At 60.9% G+C, this 17,529-nt stretch carries 11 protein-coding genes; 9 read left to right on the plus strand and 2 right to left on the minus strand.

What is annotated here, in order from left to right; translation table 11 throughout:
- Nucleotides 1–78: 78 nt before the first annotated feature.
- From PCO31010_RS07485 to PCO31010_RS07510, 6 genes are all read left to right on the plus strand, one after another.
- Nucleotides 79–954, plus strand: coding sequence for a LysR family transcriptional regulator (locus tag PCO31010_RS07485; RefSeq protein ID WP_150663709.1), 876 nt, complete (start codon nucleotides 79–81; stop codon nucleotides 952–954).
- A gap of 223 nt (nucleotides 955–1,177) precedes the next feature.
- On the plus strand, nucleotides 1,178–2,572 hold the full coding sequence (fumC, locus tag PCO31010_RS07490; RefSeq protein WP_150664174.1) for a class II fumarate hydratase: 1,395 nt from the start codon (nucleotides 1,178–1,180) through the stop codon (nucleotides 2,570–2,572).
- 49 nt (nucleotides 2,573–2,621) lie between these two features.
- Nucleotides 2,622–3,524, plus strand: coding sequence for a LysR substrate-binding domain-containing protein (locus PCO31010_RS07495; RefSeq protein ID WP_039394163.1), 903 nt, complete (start codon nucleotides 2,622–2,624; stop codon nucleotides 3,522–3,524).
- Nucleotides 3,525–3,761: 237 nt separating this feature from the next.
- Complete coding sequence (locus PCO31010_RS07500; RefSeq protein WP_150663710.1) at nucleotides 3,762–5,051, plus strand: MFS transporter; 1,290 nt, start codon at nucleotides 3,762–3,764, stop codon at nucleotides 5,049–5,051.
- A gap of 64 nt (nucleotides 5,052–5,115) precedes the next feature.
- Entirely contained in the window at nucleotides 5,116–6,354 is a 1,239-nt protein-coding gene (locus PCO31010_RS07505) for a metal-dependent hydrolase family protein (protein ID WP_150663711.1), read from the plus strand.
- Nucleotides 6,355–6,396: 42 nt separating this feature from the next.
- Nucleotides 6,397–7,725 (plus strand): hypothetical protein, encoded by a 1,329-nt coding sequence (locus PCO31010_RS07510; protein ID WP_150663712.1) that lies wholly within the window; start codon nucleotides 6,397–6,399, stop codon nucleotides 7,723–7,725.
- Between the two features lie 469 nt (nucleotides 7,726–8,194).
- On the opposite strand, the gene trpS is transcribed toward PCO31010_RS07510, so the two are convergent.
- The gene (trpS, locus tag PCO31010_RS07515) at nucleotides 8,195–9,235 is read right to left on the minus strand and encodes a tryptophan--tRNA ligase (protein WP_039394173.1); all 1,041 of its coding nucleotides are present in this window, start codon (nucleotides 9,233–9,235) and stop codon (nucleotides 8,195–8,197) included.
- Between the two features lie 462 nt (nucleotides 9,236–9,697).
- Between trpS and PCO31010_RS07520 the strand changes: the two genes are divergently transcribed.
- From PCO31010_RS07520 to PCO31010_RS07530, 3 genes are read left to right on the plus strand one after another with little or no spacing between them, the layout of a single operon-like run.
- Nucleotides 9,698–10,753, plus strand: a complete 1,056-nt coding sequence (locus tag PCO31010_RS07520) for a SagB/ThcOx family dehydrogenase (protein ID WP_150663713.1) — start codon at nucleotides 9,698–9,700, stop codon at nucleotides 10,751–10,753.
- Nucleotides 10,750–12,336, plus strand: a complete 1,587-nt coding sequence (locus PCO31010_RS07525; protein ID WP_150663714.1) for a carbamoyltransferase C-terminal domain-containing protein — start codon at nucleotides 10,750–10,752, stop codon at nucleotides 12,334–12,336. Before PCO31010_RS07520 ends, PCO31010_RS07525 begins: the two co-directional genes overlap by 4 nt.
- On the plus strand, nucleotides 12,333–13,529 hold the full coding sequence (locus PCO31010_RS07530) for an MFS transporter (protein WP_150663715.1): 1,197 nt from the start codon (nucleotides 12,333–12,335) through the stop codon (nucleotides 13,527–13,529). Before PCO31010_RS07525 ends, PCO31010_RS07530 begins: the two co-directional genes overlap by 4 nt.
- 154 nt (nucleotides 13,530–13,683) lie before the next feature.
- On the opposite strand, the gene PCO31010_RS07535 is transcribed toward PCO31010_RS07530, so the two are convergent.
- Nucleotides 13,684–17,301 carry an indolepyruvate ferredoxin oxidoreductase family protein gene (locus tag PCO31010_RS07535; RefSeq protein WP_150663716.1) on the minus strand — a complete coding sequence of 1,206 codons (3,618 nt, stop codon included), beginning with the start codon at nucleotides 17,299–17,301 and terminating at the stop codon, nucleotides 13,684–13,686.
- Nucleotides 17,302–17,529: the final 228 nt, after the last annotated feature.

Consider the following 17,529-nt stretch of genomic DNA (forward strand, 5'->3'; position numbering starts at 1 on the left):
TCCAATGAGAAAAAATCAAAAGCAATATAAGATCCGCTTATATTGCCCCGGTGAAATGCCTGCTTTCGTCCTCCCTCCATGGAACTCGCTCATCTTCGCGCCTTTGTCGCCATCGCCCGTGAGGGCAATCTCACGCGTGCCGCCCAACGTCTGCATCTGACGCAGCCCGCCGTGAGCCTTCAGGTGAAGGCCCTGCAAGAGACGCTGCGACTCACCCTCTTCACGCGTACCGCGCAGGGGCTGGCGCTCACGCGGGACGGTCAGGCGCTGCTGCCGCTCGCCGAGCGCATGCTGACGGCGCTGACCGACCTTCAACAGGCCGCCGGTGCGCTGCGCGATACCGTGCGCGGACGCCTGCGCATCGGCACCATCCTCGATCCCGAATTCACGCGTCTGGGCGCGTTTCTCAAACGTCTGGTGGAGTCGTATCCGCAGATCGAGACGGCCCTGCGCCACAGCATGTCGGGCGACGTGCTGCAACGGCTTGAGCGCAGCGAGCTGGACGTCGGCTTCTATATCGGCAGTCCCGACCCGACGCGCTTTCACGCGATTACCCTCACACCCTTCTCCTATCAGGTGCTGGCACCCGCTGGCTGGCGCGAACGTGTGTCCCGGCGCGGCTGGCGCGAACTCGCCGCCCTGCCGTGGATCTGGACACCGCCCGAATCGGCGCATAACCGTCTGCTGTCGGCGGTCTTCGGCGAAGCCGGGGTATCGCCCGTCAAAGTGGCGGAAGTGGATCAGGAGCCGTCGATGCTCGATCTGGTGAAGTCGGGCATCGGTCTGTCGCTGGTGCGCGACTCGATCGCGCTGCGCGAGGCGCGTGCGCACGGCCTGGTGATCGCCGACAGCGTGTCGGTGCCCACGGAACTCACGTTCGTCACCCTCGCCTCGCGGCGCGAGGAGCCCGCCATTGCCGCTGCACTGCAACTGGTCACGGCGGTGTGGGCCTGAGCCGACTTTCGGGCCAGAACGCACGCATTTCACCCCGTCTCGCGACACCCTCGCTTCGCAATTCCGGCGCATAATCCATGCCTGCTCAGGCCTTCACGCTCAAGACATTCGAAAAGGCCCATCTCCCCGCAATTCATTCCCACGACATGGCACGTCCCCCAACGGCCTGCCATGCCGGATCCTTTCTAAAGCTCTAGAATTTAATTCTCTCTTCGAGGAGTCGATCATGTCTGATGTGCGAATGGAACGCGATACCTTCGGCGAAATTGCCGTGCCTGCCGACCGTCTGTGGGGTGCGCAAACCCAGCGCTCGTTGCAAAACTTCAAGATTTCCACCGAGAAAATGCCGCGTGAACTCGTGCGCGCGCTCGCTCGTGTGAAGCGCGCGGCAGCCGAGGTCAACAAGGATCTGGGCGTGCTGGACGCAAAGAAGGCCGACGCAATCATCAAGGCTGCCGACGAAGTCGTCGACGGCAAGCATGACGACGAATTCCCGCTCGCCGTGTGGCAGACCGGCTCGGGCACGCAGTCGAACATGAACATGAACGAAGTGCTCGCGAACCGCGCCAGCGAACTGCTCGGCGGCGTGCGTGGCGAAGAGCGCGTCGTGCATCCGAACGATGACGTGAACAAGGGCCAGTCGTCGAACGACGTCTTCCCGACCGCCATGAGCGTGGCCGCCCTCGACGCCCTCGTGAACCACCTCAAGCCCAGCGTGGGCCAGCTGCGCGACACGCTGCACGCAAAAGCGCGCGCCTACGACGACATCGTCAAGATCGGCCGCACGCATTTGCAGGACGCCACGCCGCTCACGCTCGGTCAGGAAATCTCCGGCTGGGTGGCGCAGATCGACCACGGCCTGAAGCACGTCGACAACGCGCTGCCCCACGTCGCCGAACTCGCCCTCGGCGGCACCGCCGTCGGCACGGGCTTGAACGCGCACCCCGAATTCGCGAAGAAAGTGGCCGACGCGCTCGCCCGCGACACCGGCCTGCCGTTCGTCACCGCACCGAACAAGTTCGAAGCGCTGGCAGCCAACGACGCCATCGTCAACGCCCACGGCACGCTCAAGACGCTGGCCGCCAGCTTCATGAAGATCGCCAACGACGTGCGCTGGCTGGCCAGCGGCCCGCGTTGCGGCATCGGCGAGTTGCAGATTCCGGAAAACGAACCGGGCAGCTCGATCATGCCGGGCAAGGTCAACCCGACACAATGCGAAGCCATGACGATGCTGTGCTGTCAGGTGCTGGGCAACGACGTCGCGATCAATATCGGCGGTTCGATGGGTAACTTCGAGCTGAACGTGTTCAAGCCGATGCTCATCCACAACTTCCTGCAAAGCGTGCGCGTGCTCGCCGACGGTGCGGTCAGCTTCAACGATAACTGCGCGATCGGGATCGAGCCGAATCGCGAACGCATCGGCACGCTGCTCGAAGAGTCGCTCATGCTCGTGACCGCGCTCAACCCGCACATCGGTTACGACAAGGCCGCGCAGATCGCGAAGAAGGCACACAAGGAAGGCACGACGCTCAAGGCATCTGCCCTCGCGTTGGGCCACGTCACGGCCGAGCAGTTCGACGCCTGGGTTCGCCCGGAGCAGATGGTCGGCAAGCGTTAAGCCTCCTTCCCCGCTCCCGACCCGTACCCAGCATTAACCGTCACCGCGCATGCCGATTTCGCCCCTGCCGCCGCTGCACTGTCTGATTGCGTTCGATGCCGCCGTGCGGCATGCGAACTTCACCCGGGCCGCTGCGGAACTCAACCTCACGCAAAGCGCCGTGAGCCGGCAGATCGCGCAGCTCGAAGAGTTTCTCGGGCGCGCGCTGTTCACACGCGAACATCGCACGCTGCGGCTGACGGTGGCCGGACAACGCTACGCCGAGCAGATTCAGCGTCTGCTCGGCGAATGCGCCGAAGCCACGGCCGACCTCATGAAACGACGCGGCGATCTGGAACTCACGGTCGCGTGTTCGTCCGGCGTGGCCGTGCTCTGGATGACGCCGCAACTCATGCGCTTTCGCGCAGCCCACCCCGACGTCAAGATTCGCGTGATCGTGAAGGACGGCATCACGTCGCTGTCCGCGTCCGAATTCGATCTCGGTGTGTACTACGTGCGTAACGACCTGCCGCCCGATTTCGCCGGACGCCGTCTGTTCGACGAGGAAGTCTTCCCCGTCTGCTCCCCAAGCTATCTCGACGGACGCCAGCTCACCCCCGCCGATCTCGTGAGCGAAACGTTGCTCTTCATCGAAGACGGTCAGCGCAAGTGGATGTCGTGGCCCGACTGGTTCGAGCTGCAAGGCGTGAATGCGCCGAAATTCCCGCGCATGGTGAGCGCCAATTACTACCCGCTGCTCGTGCAGATGGCTATCGAAGGCGGCGGACTCGTGATGGGCTGGCGTCACATGATCGACCCATGTCTCGACGCCGGTCTGCTCGTCCCTGCGTGCGACGCATCGGCCAGCCTGGGTGGCGGCTACTACCTCGTATGGCCTGCCGAGCGCCATGAGCATGCCGCAGCACGAATTTTCCGCAACTGGATCTACTCAGAAACTCGTTTCCCATCATAGGGGTTACGCGTGTTTAGAAAAGTTGCCATGCGCTACACGCATGGCAACATGCAGAATTATCGTTTTGCCTGTCATTTTGTCTGAACTACTTTCTGTCTTATCCGCGCACGTCCGGTAGCGGCATGGAATTCCCATTGCCTGCGAACGAACGTGATCCGACAAAAAAGCAGGCGTATTACCGGCATGACGTGACAGCAAGACACGCAACGGACGCCACCCATCCTCCGGGAGACCCAGATGCAGGCGACCTACGCAGTGCCTCAAGACAACCTGGCCCGCCAGCGCCGTCACGCGATCGTGGCGACGGTGATCGGCAACGGGCTTGAATGGTTCGACTTCACCGTCTATAGCTTCTTCGCTGCGATCATCGCGAAGCAGTTCTTCCCTACGGGCGACGACCTCTCGTCGTTCCTGCTGGCCGTGGCCACCTTCGGCGTGGGCTTCTTCATGCGCCCGGTCGGCGGCATCGTGCTCGGCATCTACTCCGACCGCGTGGGCCGCAAAGCCGCGCTCTCGCTCACCATCCTGTTGATGGCAGCGGGCACGGCCATGATCGGTCTGGCGCCGACGTACGACCAGATCGGGCTCGCCGCACCGCTCATCATCGTGTTGGCCCGTTTGCTGCAAGGCTTCTCCGCTGGCGGTGAAATGGGCGGTGCAACGGCATTCCTGACGGAATACGCACCGGCCAATCAACGCGCTTACTACTCGGCATGGATTCAATCGAGCATCGGCTTTGCCGTGCTGCTCGGTGCGGCCGTGGGCACGTTCGTGACGACCGAACTCGACAAGGCGTCGCTCGAATCGTGGGGCTGGCGTGTGCCGTTCATCGTCGGCATGCTGATCGGCCCGGTCGGTTTCTACATCCGTAACAAGATCGAAGAAACGCCGACGTTCCAGAGTGCGGAGAAGTCCGACACGCCGCTGCGCGACGTCTTCTCGCAATACCCCAAGGAAACGCTCGCGAGCTTCTCCATGGTCGTGCTGTGGACGATCTGCACCTACGTGCTGTTGTTCTACATGCCGACGTATGCCCAGCGCGTGCTGCATCTGCCCGCGTCGAACGGCTTCACCGCCGGTATGGTCGGCGGCGCGATGATCCTCGTGTTCGCTCCGGTCGTGGGACGTCTGGCGGACCGTCTCGGCCGTCGCCCCTTCCTGACAGGTTCGGCACTTCTGATTCTGGTGCTCGCCTGGCCGATGTTCACGTACCTGAACGTGTCGCCGGGTCTGCAATCGCTGCTCACGTTCCAGATCGTGTTCGGCCTGCTGATCGCCTGCTACACCGGCCCGATTCTCGCCGCGTTCTCCGAGCTGTTCCCGGCGAAGGTGCTCTCGACCGGCCTGTCGGTGGCGTACAACTTCGCGGTGACGATCTTCGGCGGCTTCGCTGCGCTGATCATCACGTGGCTGATTGCCCGCACGGGCAGCAACATGGCCCCGGCGATCTATGTGATCGTGGCTGCCGCCATCAGTCTGGTCGGCACGTGCTTCGTCAAGCCGCTGCCAAAGACCGGCAAGGTCTGAGTTTCCCCTAAACAAGGCGCGCCCTGACCCGGCGCGCCTTGTGCTTTTTCCAAGGAATTCCCCCATGTCCTCTACGACCGCTACTTTGCTTCGCGGCGGCAATGTGCTCGACGCAGCCACTGGCCGCCTGCTCGAACGACACGATGTGGCCATCGTTGGCAATCGCATTACGGCGGTGAGCGCCACGCCGCTCGACATCGCCGACGCCACGGTGATCGACGTCACCGGCAAGACCGTCATGCCCGGCATGATCGACTGCCACGTGCACGTGCTCGCCTCGCATCCGAACCTCGGCACCAACGCGAGCCAGCCGAACGTGCTGACCGTGCTCAAGTCCCTGCCGATCATGCAAGGCATGCTCAACCGCGGCTTCACCACCGTGCGCGACGCAGGCGGTGCCGACTGGGCGCTGCAACAGGCCATTGAACAAGGCGTGATCCCGGGCCCGCGAATTTTCCCGTCGGGCAAGGCGTTGTCGCAGACCGGCGGCCACGGCGACTTCCGTCCGCGCAGCGACGTGCTTGAGCCGTGCTCGTGCGCGTTTCGTGCGGGCGCCATCGGCCGCGTGGTCGACGGCGTCGACCCGATTCGTCTCGCTGTGCGCGAAGAGATTCAGAAGGGCGCAACGCAGATCAAGCTGATGGCATCGGGTGGCGTTGCTTCGCCGGTCGATCCCATCGCCAACACGCAGTACTCGGAAGACGAAATCCGCGCGGCCGTAGCGGAAGCGGAAGCGGCACAGACTTACGTGATGGCGCACGCGTACACGCCGAAGACCATCGCGCGCGCTGTGCGTTGCGGCGTGCGCACCATCGAGCACGGCAATCTGTGCGACGCCGAGACGGCGAAGCTCATGGCCGAGAAAGGCGCTTACGTGGTGCCTACGCTCGTCACCTACGACGCCCTCGCCAAAGACGGTGAATCGCTGGGCCTGCCGCCGGAATCCGTCGCCAAGGTGGAAAGCGTGCAACGCGCCGGTCGCGAATCGCTCGCGATCTACCGTGATGCTGGCGTGAAAATGGGCTTCGGCTCGGACCTGCTCGGCGACATGCACAAGTATCAGTCCGACGAACTGACGATTCGCGCCGACGTGCTGGGCGCAGCCGACACGCTGCGCTCGGCAACGGTGATCGGCGCGGAAATTCTGAATCGCGCAGGTGAGCTGGGCGTGATCGCGCCGGGCGCGCTCGCCGACGTGCTGGTCGTCGATGGGAATCCGCTCGAATCGATCGATGTGCTGACAGGTCAGGGCGAGGCCATTCGCTGGGTCTTCAAGGACGGCAAGGTCGCGAAGCAACCGTAATCGCATGACCGCTTCGTAGGAACAAGAAACGCCGCGACGGGCATGATGTCGCGGCGTTTTTGCTTTCGACGCACGCGCCAGCCCGACACCAGAGCAAAAAGTAAAAGCGGCACGCAAGTTGGGGGTCTAGTCTCATCTCATAAACGTAAAGAACAAGGTCCCCCCATGACAATCGTTCTGACGCCCAAACCGCAGTCCATACCACCGTCCTTCCTGCGCCAGCTTTCGACGTCCAGCACGAGAAGCAACGCCTCGCGGTCCTTCGTCGGTGACTGGATCGTCAGCGTCACGCAGCAAAACGTCATGTCATTGGAGGAGGCCTGTGAAGCGCATTCGCTGGAGACGCTCCGAACGTCTATTACCGACGGGCTACGCGCGATCAGCAACGCGTGGAACGAGATCGAGAGCATGGTGAAGGTCGATGCCGACGACGTACCGCTGTCGAAGGAATTTGCGCCGATCAACGCACTCGTCGAGCGCGTGAGCGCGGCCTCACGCCATTACGGCGACGGTCTCGTCGCCGTCGAACCTTTGATCAAAGGTCTGGAAAAAGCAATCTCGCGCATCTACCGTTCGCGCCAGGTGCCGTGGGGCTCATGGCGAACGATCGGCTCACAAAAGACCCTTCCTGCGTGCAATGGGCTCACCCTCAATGCCACCGCTGCCTTCACGGTCTTCTATCACTTCGAACATGCCGTGAATGACATCCTGGCGACATTACTCGCCGTTCGGTGTGTGGAAGCGCGAAGCGCTCCGATTCCGTTCGAGTCACTGCAATACAGCAACGACACGGCAACCGGCGATCTGCCAAAAGACGAGGATCTGATCAAAGCGCAACGGCTCGCCGTTGCCACTCGAAGGGCAGGACGCGCGCTGGACAAGATGCGGCCGATCATCGACAACGCGCTGCATCAGGCCTCGGCCGCCATGCCGCCTGAACGACGTCGATGGAAGCTAAGAATCGCCATTCTTGTCGGCCTTTTCGTGCTGTCGGCCACGCTCATCGTCGCGACGATATTGCTGCCGCAGATGTTTCCGGCACTCGTGATCATCGGTGTCGCGCTGAAAATCGCGTCAGGGCTTCTCAGCGGTCTCAGTCTCGTCAACAGCGTGTTCACCCTTGTCGCCTACCCGCGTAATCGAGGTTGGGACGATATGTCGTCGTGCATCGTGAAAGTGCGGAATCTCTACGGATCGATGAACTTGCGAATTAGAGAACAACAGGACGCCGTGTGCGAGCGCGAAGAGGAAATGATGAATCGAAGGATCAGATATTGCGGCACCCAGATTGGGCTTGCCGCAGGCAAACACAAGGACCTCATGAGCGAGATCGATCGTCTCAACGACGCGATGGCACACGCGTCAGTTTGATCGCAACGCTGCCGTCCGTTTCACTCACCGTTTTACCTTTTGGATAAGCGACGTCATGCCAGAGATTTCCAACCAGAACCCGCCTCCTCATCAATACGCAACGTGTTCGCTGCCAGGCACCGCAGGACCAACAGCGGCCTCAATCGTCAGACGTGGGACGCTGTCGTACCGCAACAATCAACTGCGGCTGCAAATGGCTCAGGTCAAGCAGCTTCTTGCGAGTCAGGACTACGCGTTGCAGATACTTAACCGACTCGAAGCACGGGCTCAGCACCTGATGAGTCGAGGCGACTCGTCACACAAAGAAAGCGCGCGCACGACATCCCGCGCAGACTTTCGAGCGGAGATCGAGCGCTGCCAGACAGCATTAGGTATGGACCAAAAATAACGGCCCCCGGGCATTGGAGACATCTCCAATCCTCCGGGGGCCGATGCGTCACACGTCAGTTATCGACGCGCAACGCGTGACTCACTTCTTCCAGCCCGGCGTGACGAATACCGAGCGTACGTCGTCGAGCGTCTGCGAGACCGTCTCGCGGGCGCGTTCGGTGCCTGCGCGCAGCATGTCCCACACATAGTCGGGATTCTTCGCGTATTCCTCGCGACGCTCGCGCATCGGACGCAGCATTTCCTGCAGCCGCTCTTCCAGACGCGCCTTCACCTTCGAGTCGGCCAGACCGCCGCGCACGTAGTGATCCTTGAGCGCTTGCAGGCCTTCCTTGTCTTCGTCGAAGGCGTCGAGATAGGCGAATGCGACGTTGCCTTCCAGATGCCCCGGGTCTTCGACCTTCAGGTGCAGCGGGTCGGTGTAGCACTTCTTCACGGCCGCGCGGATTTCGTCCGGCGAGGAGGAAATGTTGATGACGTTGCCGAGCGACTTGCTCATCTTCGCTTTGCCGTCGATGCCCGGCAGACGCCCGATCGGCGGCACGAGGGCCTTGGCTTCGGTGAGGATCTCGCGACCGGCCATGCGATTGAGACGACGTGCGATTTCGTTCGTCTGCTCGATCATCGGCAACTGGTCTTCGCCCACGGGGACGAGCGTGGCGCGAAACGCGGTGATGTCCGCTGCCTGGCTCACGGGATACGTTAGGAAACCGGCCGGAATGTCGCGCTCGAAGTTGCGCAGGGAGATTTCCTGCTTCACGGTCGGGTTGCGCTCCAGACGCGCGACCGTGACCAGATTCAGGTAGTAGAACGTGAGTTCGGTCAGTTCGGGCAGCCAGGTCTGCACGCAGATGGTCGTGACGTCCGGGTCGATGCCGACGGCCAGATAGTCGAGCGCCACCTCGGAGACGTTGCGATGGACCTTGTCGCGGCCCTTGCCTTCGTCGTCGGTGTTGTCGGTCAGCGCCTGAGCGTCGGCGACCAGAATGAATTGCTTGTACTCGTGTTGATACGCAACACGGTTCTTGAGACTACCGACGTAGTGGCCCAGATGCAGCGGGCCCGTCGGACGGTCACCCGTGAGGATCACCTTGCGATCCGCAGGCGCCTTCGAAACACTCATTTTCCTCTCCGTAATCAAGCGTCGTTCCCGAATGGTAGCGCGTCGGCCCGATGACGGTACAGAAACCCCTTCCCGCAACCCAATGACATGGCGACTGCCTCAGCAGCAGCGGCCCCATAAAAAGCTGGGGGACGAAGGCCGAAAACGAACAAGAAATTGGTCCCATCCGACGCCAGATGGGCTTAACCAGACACGTTCGCGAGCACCGAAAAGAGGCGTTCAAATCGAATAGCGGCGTCCGGCGACGGATATCAGAATTCGGCCTCCCGAGTGCCATCTGCACCGGGAAAACTCACTTAACGGAGAAAACCAGATGCAACTCATTCAGATCGAACCCACGTTGTCCAACCAGTCCAATGATGCCTACAACACGCCGCACACTGCACCGGCCAAGAACAGCTAAGCATTAGACCTTGCAACGGACGCTGGGCCCGGCGTCCGGTCTCAGGCACAGATATACCAATGACACCCACATTGTTCTTGAAAATTCTAGACGGGCGACTCGTTCTCTGGGACTACCAAAATCACAAGCAGTATCAGGTCGACACTGCGCATGTGACGAGACTTCTCGAATTGGCTACAGGCTCCGAACGTCGCGACGACGCAATCGATACCGAGATAACCGAGGCAGGCCTGCTATCCACATCCGACCCCAAAGCATGGGGATGGGACTGCTTGTCTAGGATGTTCCACGTGGGCACACAGGTACCCAGGAGCGAACAAGTCCCGGAAGCAATTCCATACTTGGGATACATCGAGCACTGCACTTCTGTATCCGACAAGATTCCCGACAACGAAGTACTTCGCGGCGGAACGATTACGGCGCTCCCAGCCCCGCGCAACATCGACGGCGCGGATTTGGATACAACATTGAAGGCACGATACACCTGCCGCGCCTTCATTAACCGTCCCGTATCGCTTCAGGATGTGGCAGATACGCTGTGGGCAACATTCGGTGCCGTCCATGGAAGCTCGCGCATGGACCTGTCCCAGTTAGGAATGCGCTCTGTCGGCTATCGGCGCACCTCGCCTTCTGGCGGATCCATGCAGCCCAGCGAACCATTTCTCGTCGCGCTCAACGTCTCCGGGCTTTCACCCGGCGTATACCACTATCGATCAATCCGCCACGAGCTCTCCTACGTCGGAGATGCGCCGAGTGTCGATACGGTTTGCCGATTGCTCTGCGGCCAGACGGTTGCAAAAGAGCTAGCGTATGGGGTGTTCGTGACCTCTCGCTTCGACAAGCTTTGGTGGAAATACCCCCACTCACGCGCTTACCGTGTTGCCCTAATGGATGTGGGATGCCTAGCGCAAACATTTCAATTGGTATCGACGGCACTAGGCATCCAGTCATGGGTCACCGGCTACTTTATCGATACTGACGTCAACGCACTTCTCGCGGTCGATGGCGTGAAAGAGTCGGCCCTCTTTTTTCTGGGTGCCGGCTACGGCGAAGGTGCAGTCGCGCGCGATGCGATTGAGGCGATGAAACATTTCTCCGAGAGGAAAAGTCAATGAAAATTCTCTCGTTCAAACCGGGACACGATGGCTGCTCGGCATTTGTCAGAGATGGGGTTCTGCAGTTCTCGCACGAAGCTGAAAAAGACTCTGCGGCCCGATATGCGGCACTTGATCCATCGTCGATGGTTGGCGCGTTGCAGGAGGTGAGTTCCGCTCCCGACGTCATCGCTATCAGCGGATGGGAGGAAAAGAGAGGAGGTGTCTCAAGATCGATTGGCAGCGGATACATTGGGCTTCAAGTGCCCCCCGCTACAGCAGTAACCATTTTCGATCAGTCAACCACGCTGTTCTCTTCGTCGCACGAGCGGTCGCACATTATGTGCGCATACGCCCTTTCACCTTTTCCTCAAGGAACCGCGTGTTATGCGTTGGTATGGGAGGGCCATATCGGCCGCTTCTATCACGTGGATGAGGCACTGAATATTCAGTTGCTACGCGATGTCATGTGGGGACCGGGAATTCGATATGCGTTCGCTTACGGCCTTATGGACCCGTCCTTCAAACTACAGCCTGGTGCAGTGAGATTATCCGACGCAGGAAAACTAATGGCACTGGCGGCCTACTGCGATCACATCAACCCGACCCCGGAAGAGCAACGGTTGGTCGATGTGTTGCTATCGCGCCCCGATGAGATCCCAAAGTTTGTAAAAGCCGATTTTCAGGAATTCTCGCAGCACAATTGCGGAGTGACGTCGAATGCAGGAAAGCGATTGGCGCGCCTTATTTCCGATGCAATCTACAAGCACTTTGAATCTGCAATTCGCGACTGTGTAATACAACGCGCACCTTTACTGATTTCTGGCGGATGCGGCCTGAACTGTGAATGGAATTCTGCTTTGGAAGATTCCGGAATGTTCTCGGACGTATTTGTTCCTCCTTGTGCGAACGATAGCGGTTCCGCCATCGGCACGGCTGCAGACGCACAGTTTCATTTGACTGGTTCGGCCAAGATAAAGTGGTCTGTATATTCCGGCCCCGCCTTCGTTCTGGATGAACTAGAGCATGCAGACTTCCATCTGACTCCCGCTACTCCATGTGAGATAGCCAAACATCTTCATGCCGGCGCGATCCTCGGATGGGCAAACGGAAACGCGGAAATCGGACCACGTGCACTGGGAAATCGCTCAATTCTCGCCAGCCCATCGAATCGGGGGACGCTCGAAAGAATTAATCGGCTGAAGCGACGTGAAGGATTCCGGCCAATTGCTCCCATTTGCCGCGAGGAAGAGGTCTCCGAACACTTCCTTCCTGCTACGCCAAGTCCTTATATGCTCCACTTCCGGCGCGTATTGGGTACTCACCTGCCCGCAGTCACCCACGTTGATGGCTCAGCCCGGGTCCAAACGTTATCGATTGAACAAAACCCCGCGCTTCATGAAGTTCTTTGCGAATTTCGCAAACTTTCGGGGTTTGGCGTCCTTTGCAACACGTCGCTGAATTTCAATGGAACAGGATTCATCAACAGAGCGTCGGATCTAGCCCGCTTTGCTTTGGACGTCGGGTTAGACGGCTTCGTCGTCGGAAGAAGCCTTTACATGCGTAAGCAGGATGCAACATTGACACCTAGAGATCAGCCTTGAAACACACCTCTCGCGCACAGAGCTATTCTCGTCTGCTAGCGTCCCGCGCGGTTGGAGCGTCGATCCTATGGATAGACTTCACATTGATTTTCGAGAGTCTCGCATTTCGCTGGGATGCCGATGCTGTAGTCATTGGACTAGCCATGACGTTTTACGGAGTTCCTGGCGTTCTCGCCGGTCCATGGATCGGTGCCTTCGTTGACCGTCATTGTCCCTGGGTCATGCTTCGTTGGAGCTATGTCGTTCGCGCGGTCACCGCGATAGCCCTTTTGCTCGCACCCACACTTCAACTATTCCTGATTTGCGTGGCGATGAAAGGGCTAGCCAATCTGGTTCCCGGCCCAGCCGAACAGCAGTTGTTTCGCCGCTTGCTTTCCAATGATGCGCTTGCCGGAAACACTAGCAAGGTTACCTTGATCGACCAGATGGCCAAGCTCTTCGCACCACTCGTTGCGGCGATGCTAGCAGCATGGCATTTGCCAGGATTCGCACTGTCCGCTGCACTTGGACTTGCGGGTGTCGTTCTGCTTCCAGGCCGCGAAGTGTCCACGAAGCCGGTCAGAGTCAACATCCACGGACGTCCTGTGTGGGCAGTGTTCCATACCGTACTGCGGGACCACCCCCTTCTACGACGCGTATTCACAATTACGCTTTGCCAGGCATTCGTTTTGGGCTTTTACGACGCTTTGCTAGCCCTGTTTCTCAAGGCGAGGGGTTATCCCGACGGCACTTTTGGCAGCATCGTGGGATGTACCGCAGCGGGTGCCATCATTGGCTCACTGGCCTTCAAAAGCGCAATCAAGAGATGTTCTCCGACCACTCTGTTAACTGTGTCGTCGATACTCTTCGGCTTAACCGTACTGACGCCCGCAGCAATGGTGTTCGCACAAACCGAAGTGCCCGTCTTTGCGATGTTCTCGTTATGGATCGGCAACGGATTCGGGTATGGACTGGGGGTTATGTTGGTGATGCTCATGTTCCAACAATATTGTCCGCGCGAAGTATTGGGAACGGTCACGTCTACGGGCAGAAGCCTCCAATTGCTTCTGATGATCGTCGCGCCTCTGCTCGGGGGCGCTCTATCAAACGTGACTAGCGTTGAGTTTGTTTTCTTGTGCTCAGGCATGACCGCCATTGGCCTTGGGATATTTGCACGAATGGTCCCGGTCTCACGCTCTCCGTCGATCCACTGAGCCGCTTCCCTAAACTCGCCGATTGTCACTGGAGTAAGCGGCGCGACCAACAAAAAAACGACGGTGGAACAGCGAATCGTATCGCTTGCTCCACCGTCGTTTTCGTCTCAAACCAAATCATTCCTGCTGCGAACAGCGAAAAAAATTCTGCTACTTACCGCGACGTCACCACCGGAATGCCCTTAAGCGACTTCCCGCTGCTGCGCGCGTGAGCGAGGGCCTGTTCGACGGCGTCGCCGGTGGCCGGCGTCACGCCCAGACGGCCCGCAATCGTCGCTTCCACGCGCTTGGCCATCGCCAGGTTCGCCAGCTTCACGTGCCCGTAACCACGGATCTTCGCCGGGGCTTCGGCCAGCGCAATCGCGTCGGCCAGCGTGTCGGCCGAGAGACCGGCCAGCACGCGCTCCATCGTCGTGCGATAGTCGGCGATCAGCTGACGCTCCATGCGACGCTCCAGCGTGTAGCCGAAGACGTCGAGCGCGCCGCCGCGCAGACCACGCAGCTTCGCCATGCCGCGCAGCACCGGCCAGAGCCACGGTCCGATCGTCACCTTCTTCGGTACACCGCCGTCCTTGCCACGCGCGATGAGCGGCGGCGCCATGTGGAATTCCAGACGGAAGTCGCTGCCCGGCTTGCCTTCGAACGCCTCACCCAACGCATCGGTGAACGTCGTGGCAGCGTACAGACGCGCCACTTCATACTCGTCCTTGTAGGCCATGAGACGCGAGAGCTGCTGAGCTACGGCACGCGACAGACGTCCCGGCGCACCGGCCACACGCGTTTCCGCATCGACCACCTGCTTCACGAACCCCGTGAATTGCGAGGCGTATGCCGCGCTCTGGTACTGCGTCAGCAAGTCCACACGATGTGCGACGAGCGCGTCGAACGTCATGTCGTCGGCAACCGGTGCATGCATCGGCGCGTGCGTCGCCTTGGCGGTCGTTTCCGTCAGCGCAGCAGGATCGCCTGCGGCAAGACGACCGATCGCCAGCGCCAGATGGTTCATCGGCACAGCCACGTTGTTCAGTTCGATGGCGCGTTGCAGCGCATGCAGCGAGACCGGCACCAGACCCAGTTGCCACGCATAGCCGAGCATGATGATGTTCGAACCCATCGTGTCGCCGAGGAAGCGCTGTGCGAGGGCTTGCGCGTCGCAAGCGTCGAGCTTGTCGTTGCCTGCCGCGTGACGCATCTTCTCCAGCAGCGCCCCCGCGTGTAGATTCGCGTCCGGGTTCTGCACGAAGGTCGCATTCGGAATGGCGTGCGTGTTGACGACCACGCGCGTGCGGTCGCGGCGCACCGTCTGCAACGCATCGGCACTCGCGCCCACCACCATGTCGCACGCGAGCAGCACGTCGGCCTGCTGCGTGTCGATACGCACCTGATTGAGCGCTTGCGGCGTGTTCGCGAATCGCACGAACGACAGCACAGCACCGCCCTTCTGCGCGAAGCCCATGAAGTCGAGCACCGACGCGCTCTTGCCTTCCAGATGCGCGGCCATCGTAATCAGCGCGCCGATCGTCACCACGCCCGTGCCGCCCACGCCCGTGACCATGATGTCGAACGGGGCATCGCCCGCGAGCGCCACCGGCTGCGGCAGCGCGTTCAGACGTCCCTCGAAAGCGGCCTGATCGAATGCTGCGGCCAGCGCCTTCTTCAACTGCGCGCCCTTGACCGAAACAAAGCTCGGGCAGAAGCCGTTCACGCAGGAGAAGTCCTTGTTGCACGACGACTGATCGATGCGACGCTTGCGCCCCATCGCCGTTTCCACCGGTTCGACCGACAGGCAGTTCGACGCCACGCCGCAATCGCCGCAGCCCTCACAAACGGCTTCGTTGATGAACAGACGTCGATCCGGATTCGGGAATTCGTTTTTCTTGCGACGGCGACGCTTCTCGGCCGCACACGTCTGGTCGTAGATCAGCACGGTCGCGCCGGGAATCTCGCGCAGTTCGCGCTGCACGGCGTCGAGTTCGCTGCGGTGATGGAACGTCGTGCCCTTCGGGAATTGCCCTTCGTGGCCGATGTACTTCTCCGGCTCGTCGCTCACCACGACCAGCTTGGCAATGCCTTCGGCTTCCACCTGACGCGCGATCTGCGGCACGGAAATGGAGCCGTCGACCGGCTGTCCACCCGTCATCGCCACGGCATCGTTGTAGAGGATCTTGTAGGTGATGTTCGCCTTCGACGCGACCGCCTGACGAATCGCCAGCAGCCCCGAGTGGAAGTACGTGCCGTCGCCCAGATTCTGGAAGACGTGCGCACGCTTCGTAAAGTGCGAATGCGCCGCCCAGTCCACGCCCTCGCCACCCATCTGGATCAGCCCGGTTGTGTCGCGATCCATCCACGACGCCATGAAGTGACAGCCGATGCCCGCCTGCGCGATGGACCCCTCGGGCACCTTCGTCGACGTGTTGTGCGGGCAGCCCGAACAGAAGTACGGCACGCGACGCACGCCGTCGGCCGCATTCGACAGGATGTCGTGCGCGACGAGATCGACCACGCGCGCGCGTCGGTCCAGCGTCGGACGATGCTTCGCCAGCCAGTCGGCAAACACCGGCAGCACGCGCGACGGACGCAGCTCGCCCAGCGCGGAGAGCAACGTACGGCCTTCGGCGTCGGTCTTGCCGAGCACGACGGGACGCGTGCCCGTGGTGCGGTTGTACAGGTACTGCTTGATCTGCTGCTCGACGACCGGGCCCTTCTCCTCGATCACGAGGATTTCCTTCAGTCCGGCGACGAAGGTGTCCAGACGAGACATGTCCAGCGGGAACGACTGCCCCACCTTGTAAATGCGCACACCGGCCGCCGCGAGGTCGTCGACGGTGATGTCCAGACGGCGCAGCGTCTCCATCAGATCCAGATGCGCCTTGCCGCAGGTCACGATGCCGATGTCGGCGTCGGGTGCCGGAGCAATCCACTTGTCGATGCTGTTCACGCGCGAGAAGGCGCGCACGGCGTCGAGCTTGTCCGCAAGACGCGCTTCGAGCGCCAGACTCGGCAGATCGGGCCAGCGATTGTGCAGACCGCCCGCCGGTGCCACGTAGTCGAGCGGCTCGGCCCAGTCGGTGCGGATCTTGTCCAGATCGACGGTGCCACGCGACTCGACCGTCTCGGAGATGGCCTTGAGGCCCGCCCAAGCACCGGAGAATCGCGACAGCGCGTAGCCGTACAGACCGAACTCGACCAGTTCGCCGATATCGGCCGGATTGAGCACCGGCATGCTCCACGACATCATCGTGAAGTCGCTCTGGTGCGGCATAGACGACGACACGCAACCGTGATCGTCGCCCGCCACCACGAGCACGCCGCCATGACGCGATGCGCCGTATGCGTTGCCGTGCTTGAGCGCATCGCCCGCGCGGTCCACGCCGGGGCCCTTGCCGTACCACATGCCGAACACGCCTTCGACGGTGCGCTCGGGGTCCGCTTCGACGCGCTGCGTGCCCATCACGGCCGTGCCACCCAGTTCCTCGTTGATCGCAGGCAGGAACTTGACGCTCGCCGCGTCGAGCAGCTTCTTCGCCTTCCACAGTTGCTGGTCCACACCGCCCAGCGGCGAGCCGCGATAGCCGCTGATAAAGCCAGCCGTGTTCAGGCCGCGTGCGGCGTCGAGCTGGTGTTGCATCAGCAGGATGCGCACCAGCGCCTGCGTACCGGTCAGGAAAATCTGACCGCTACGCGCGGTAAGCGCGTCGGAGAGCTGGTATTCGGGATGGGCCAGAGGGTTGGCCGTGGGCGTCGCAAGAGCGGCGCGCATGGGGGCATTCATCGGGTATCTCCTGATCCCCGCGTCCGGCTGGCAACGTCATCGGTGTACCGACTCGCCAGCGGTGCTTCGGGGTTATTTGTTCTGTTCGTCTCGACGCCTTTGCGCATAGCGCGTGAACGCGTCGGTTATGGAAGCAGTGTATGGGGAGGCCCGAGAAAGATTTTTACTATTTCACTCCTTTCGGCGCACAATAAGAAACGTTCATTTCGCAAAAGGCGATTTAGGGAA

This window comes from Pandoraea commovens (genome assembly GCF_902459615.1).
GTDB classification, from domain to species: Bacteria; Pseudomonadota; Gammaproteobacteria; order Burkholderiales; family Burkholderiaceae; genus Pandoraea; species Pandoraea commovens.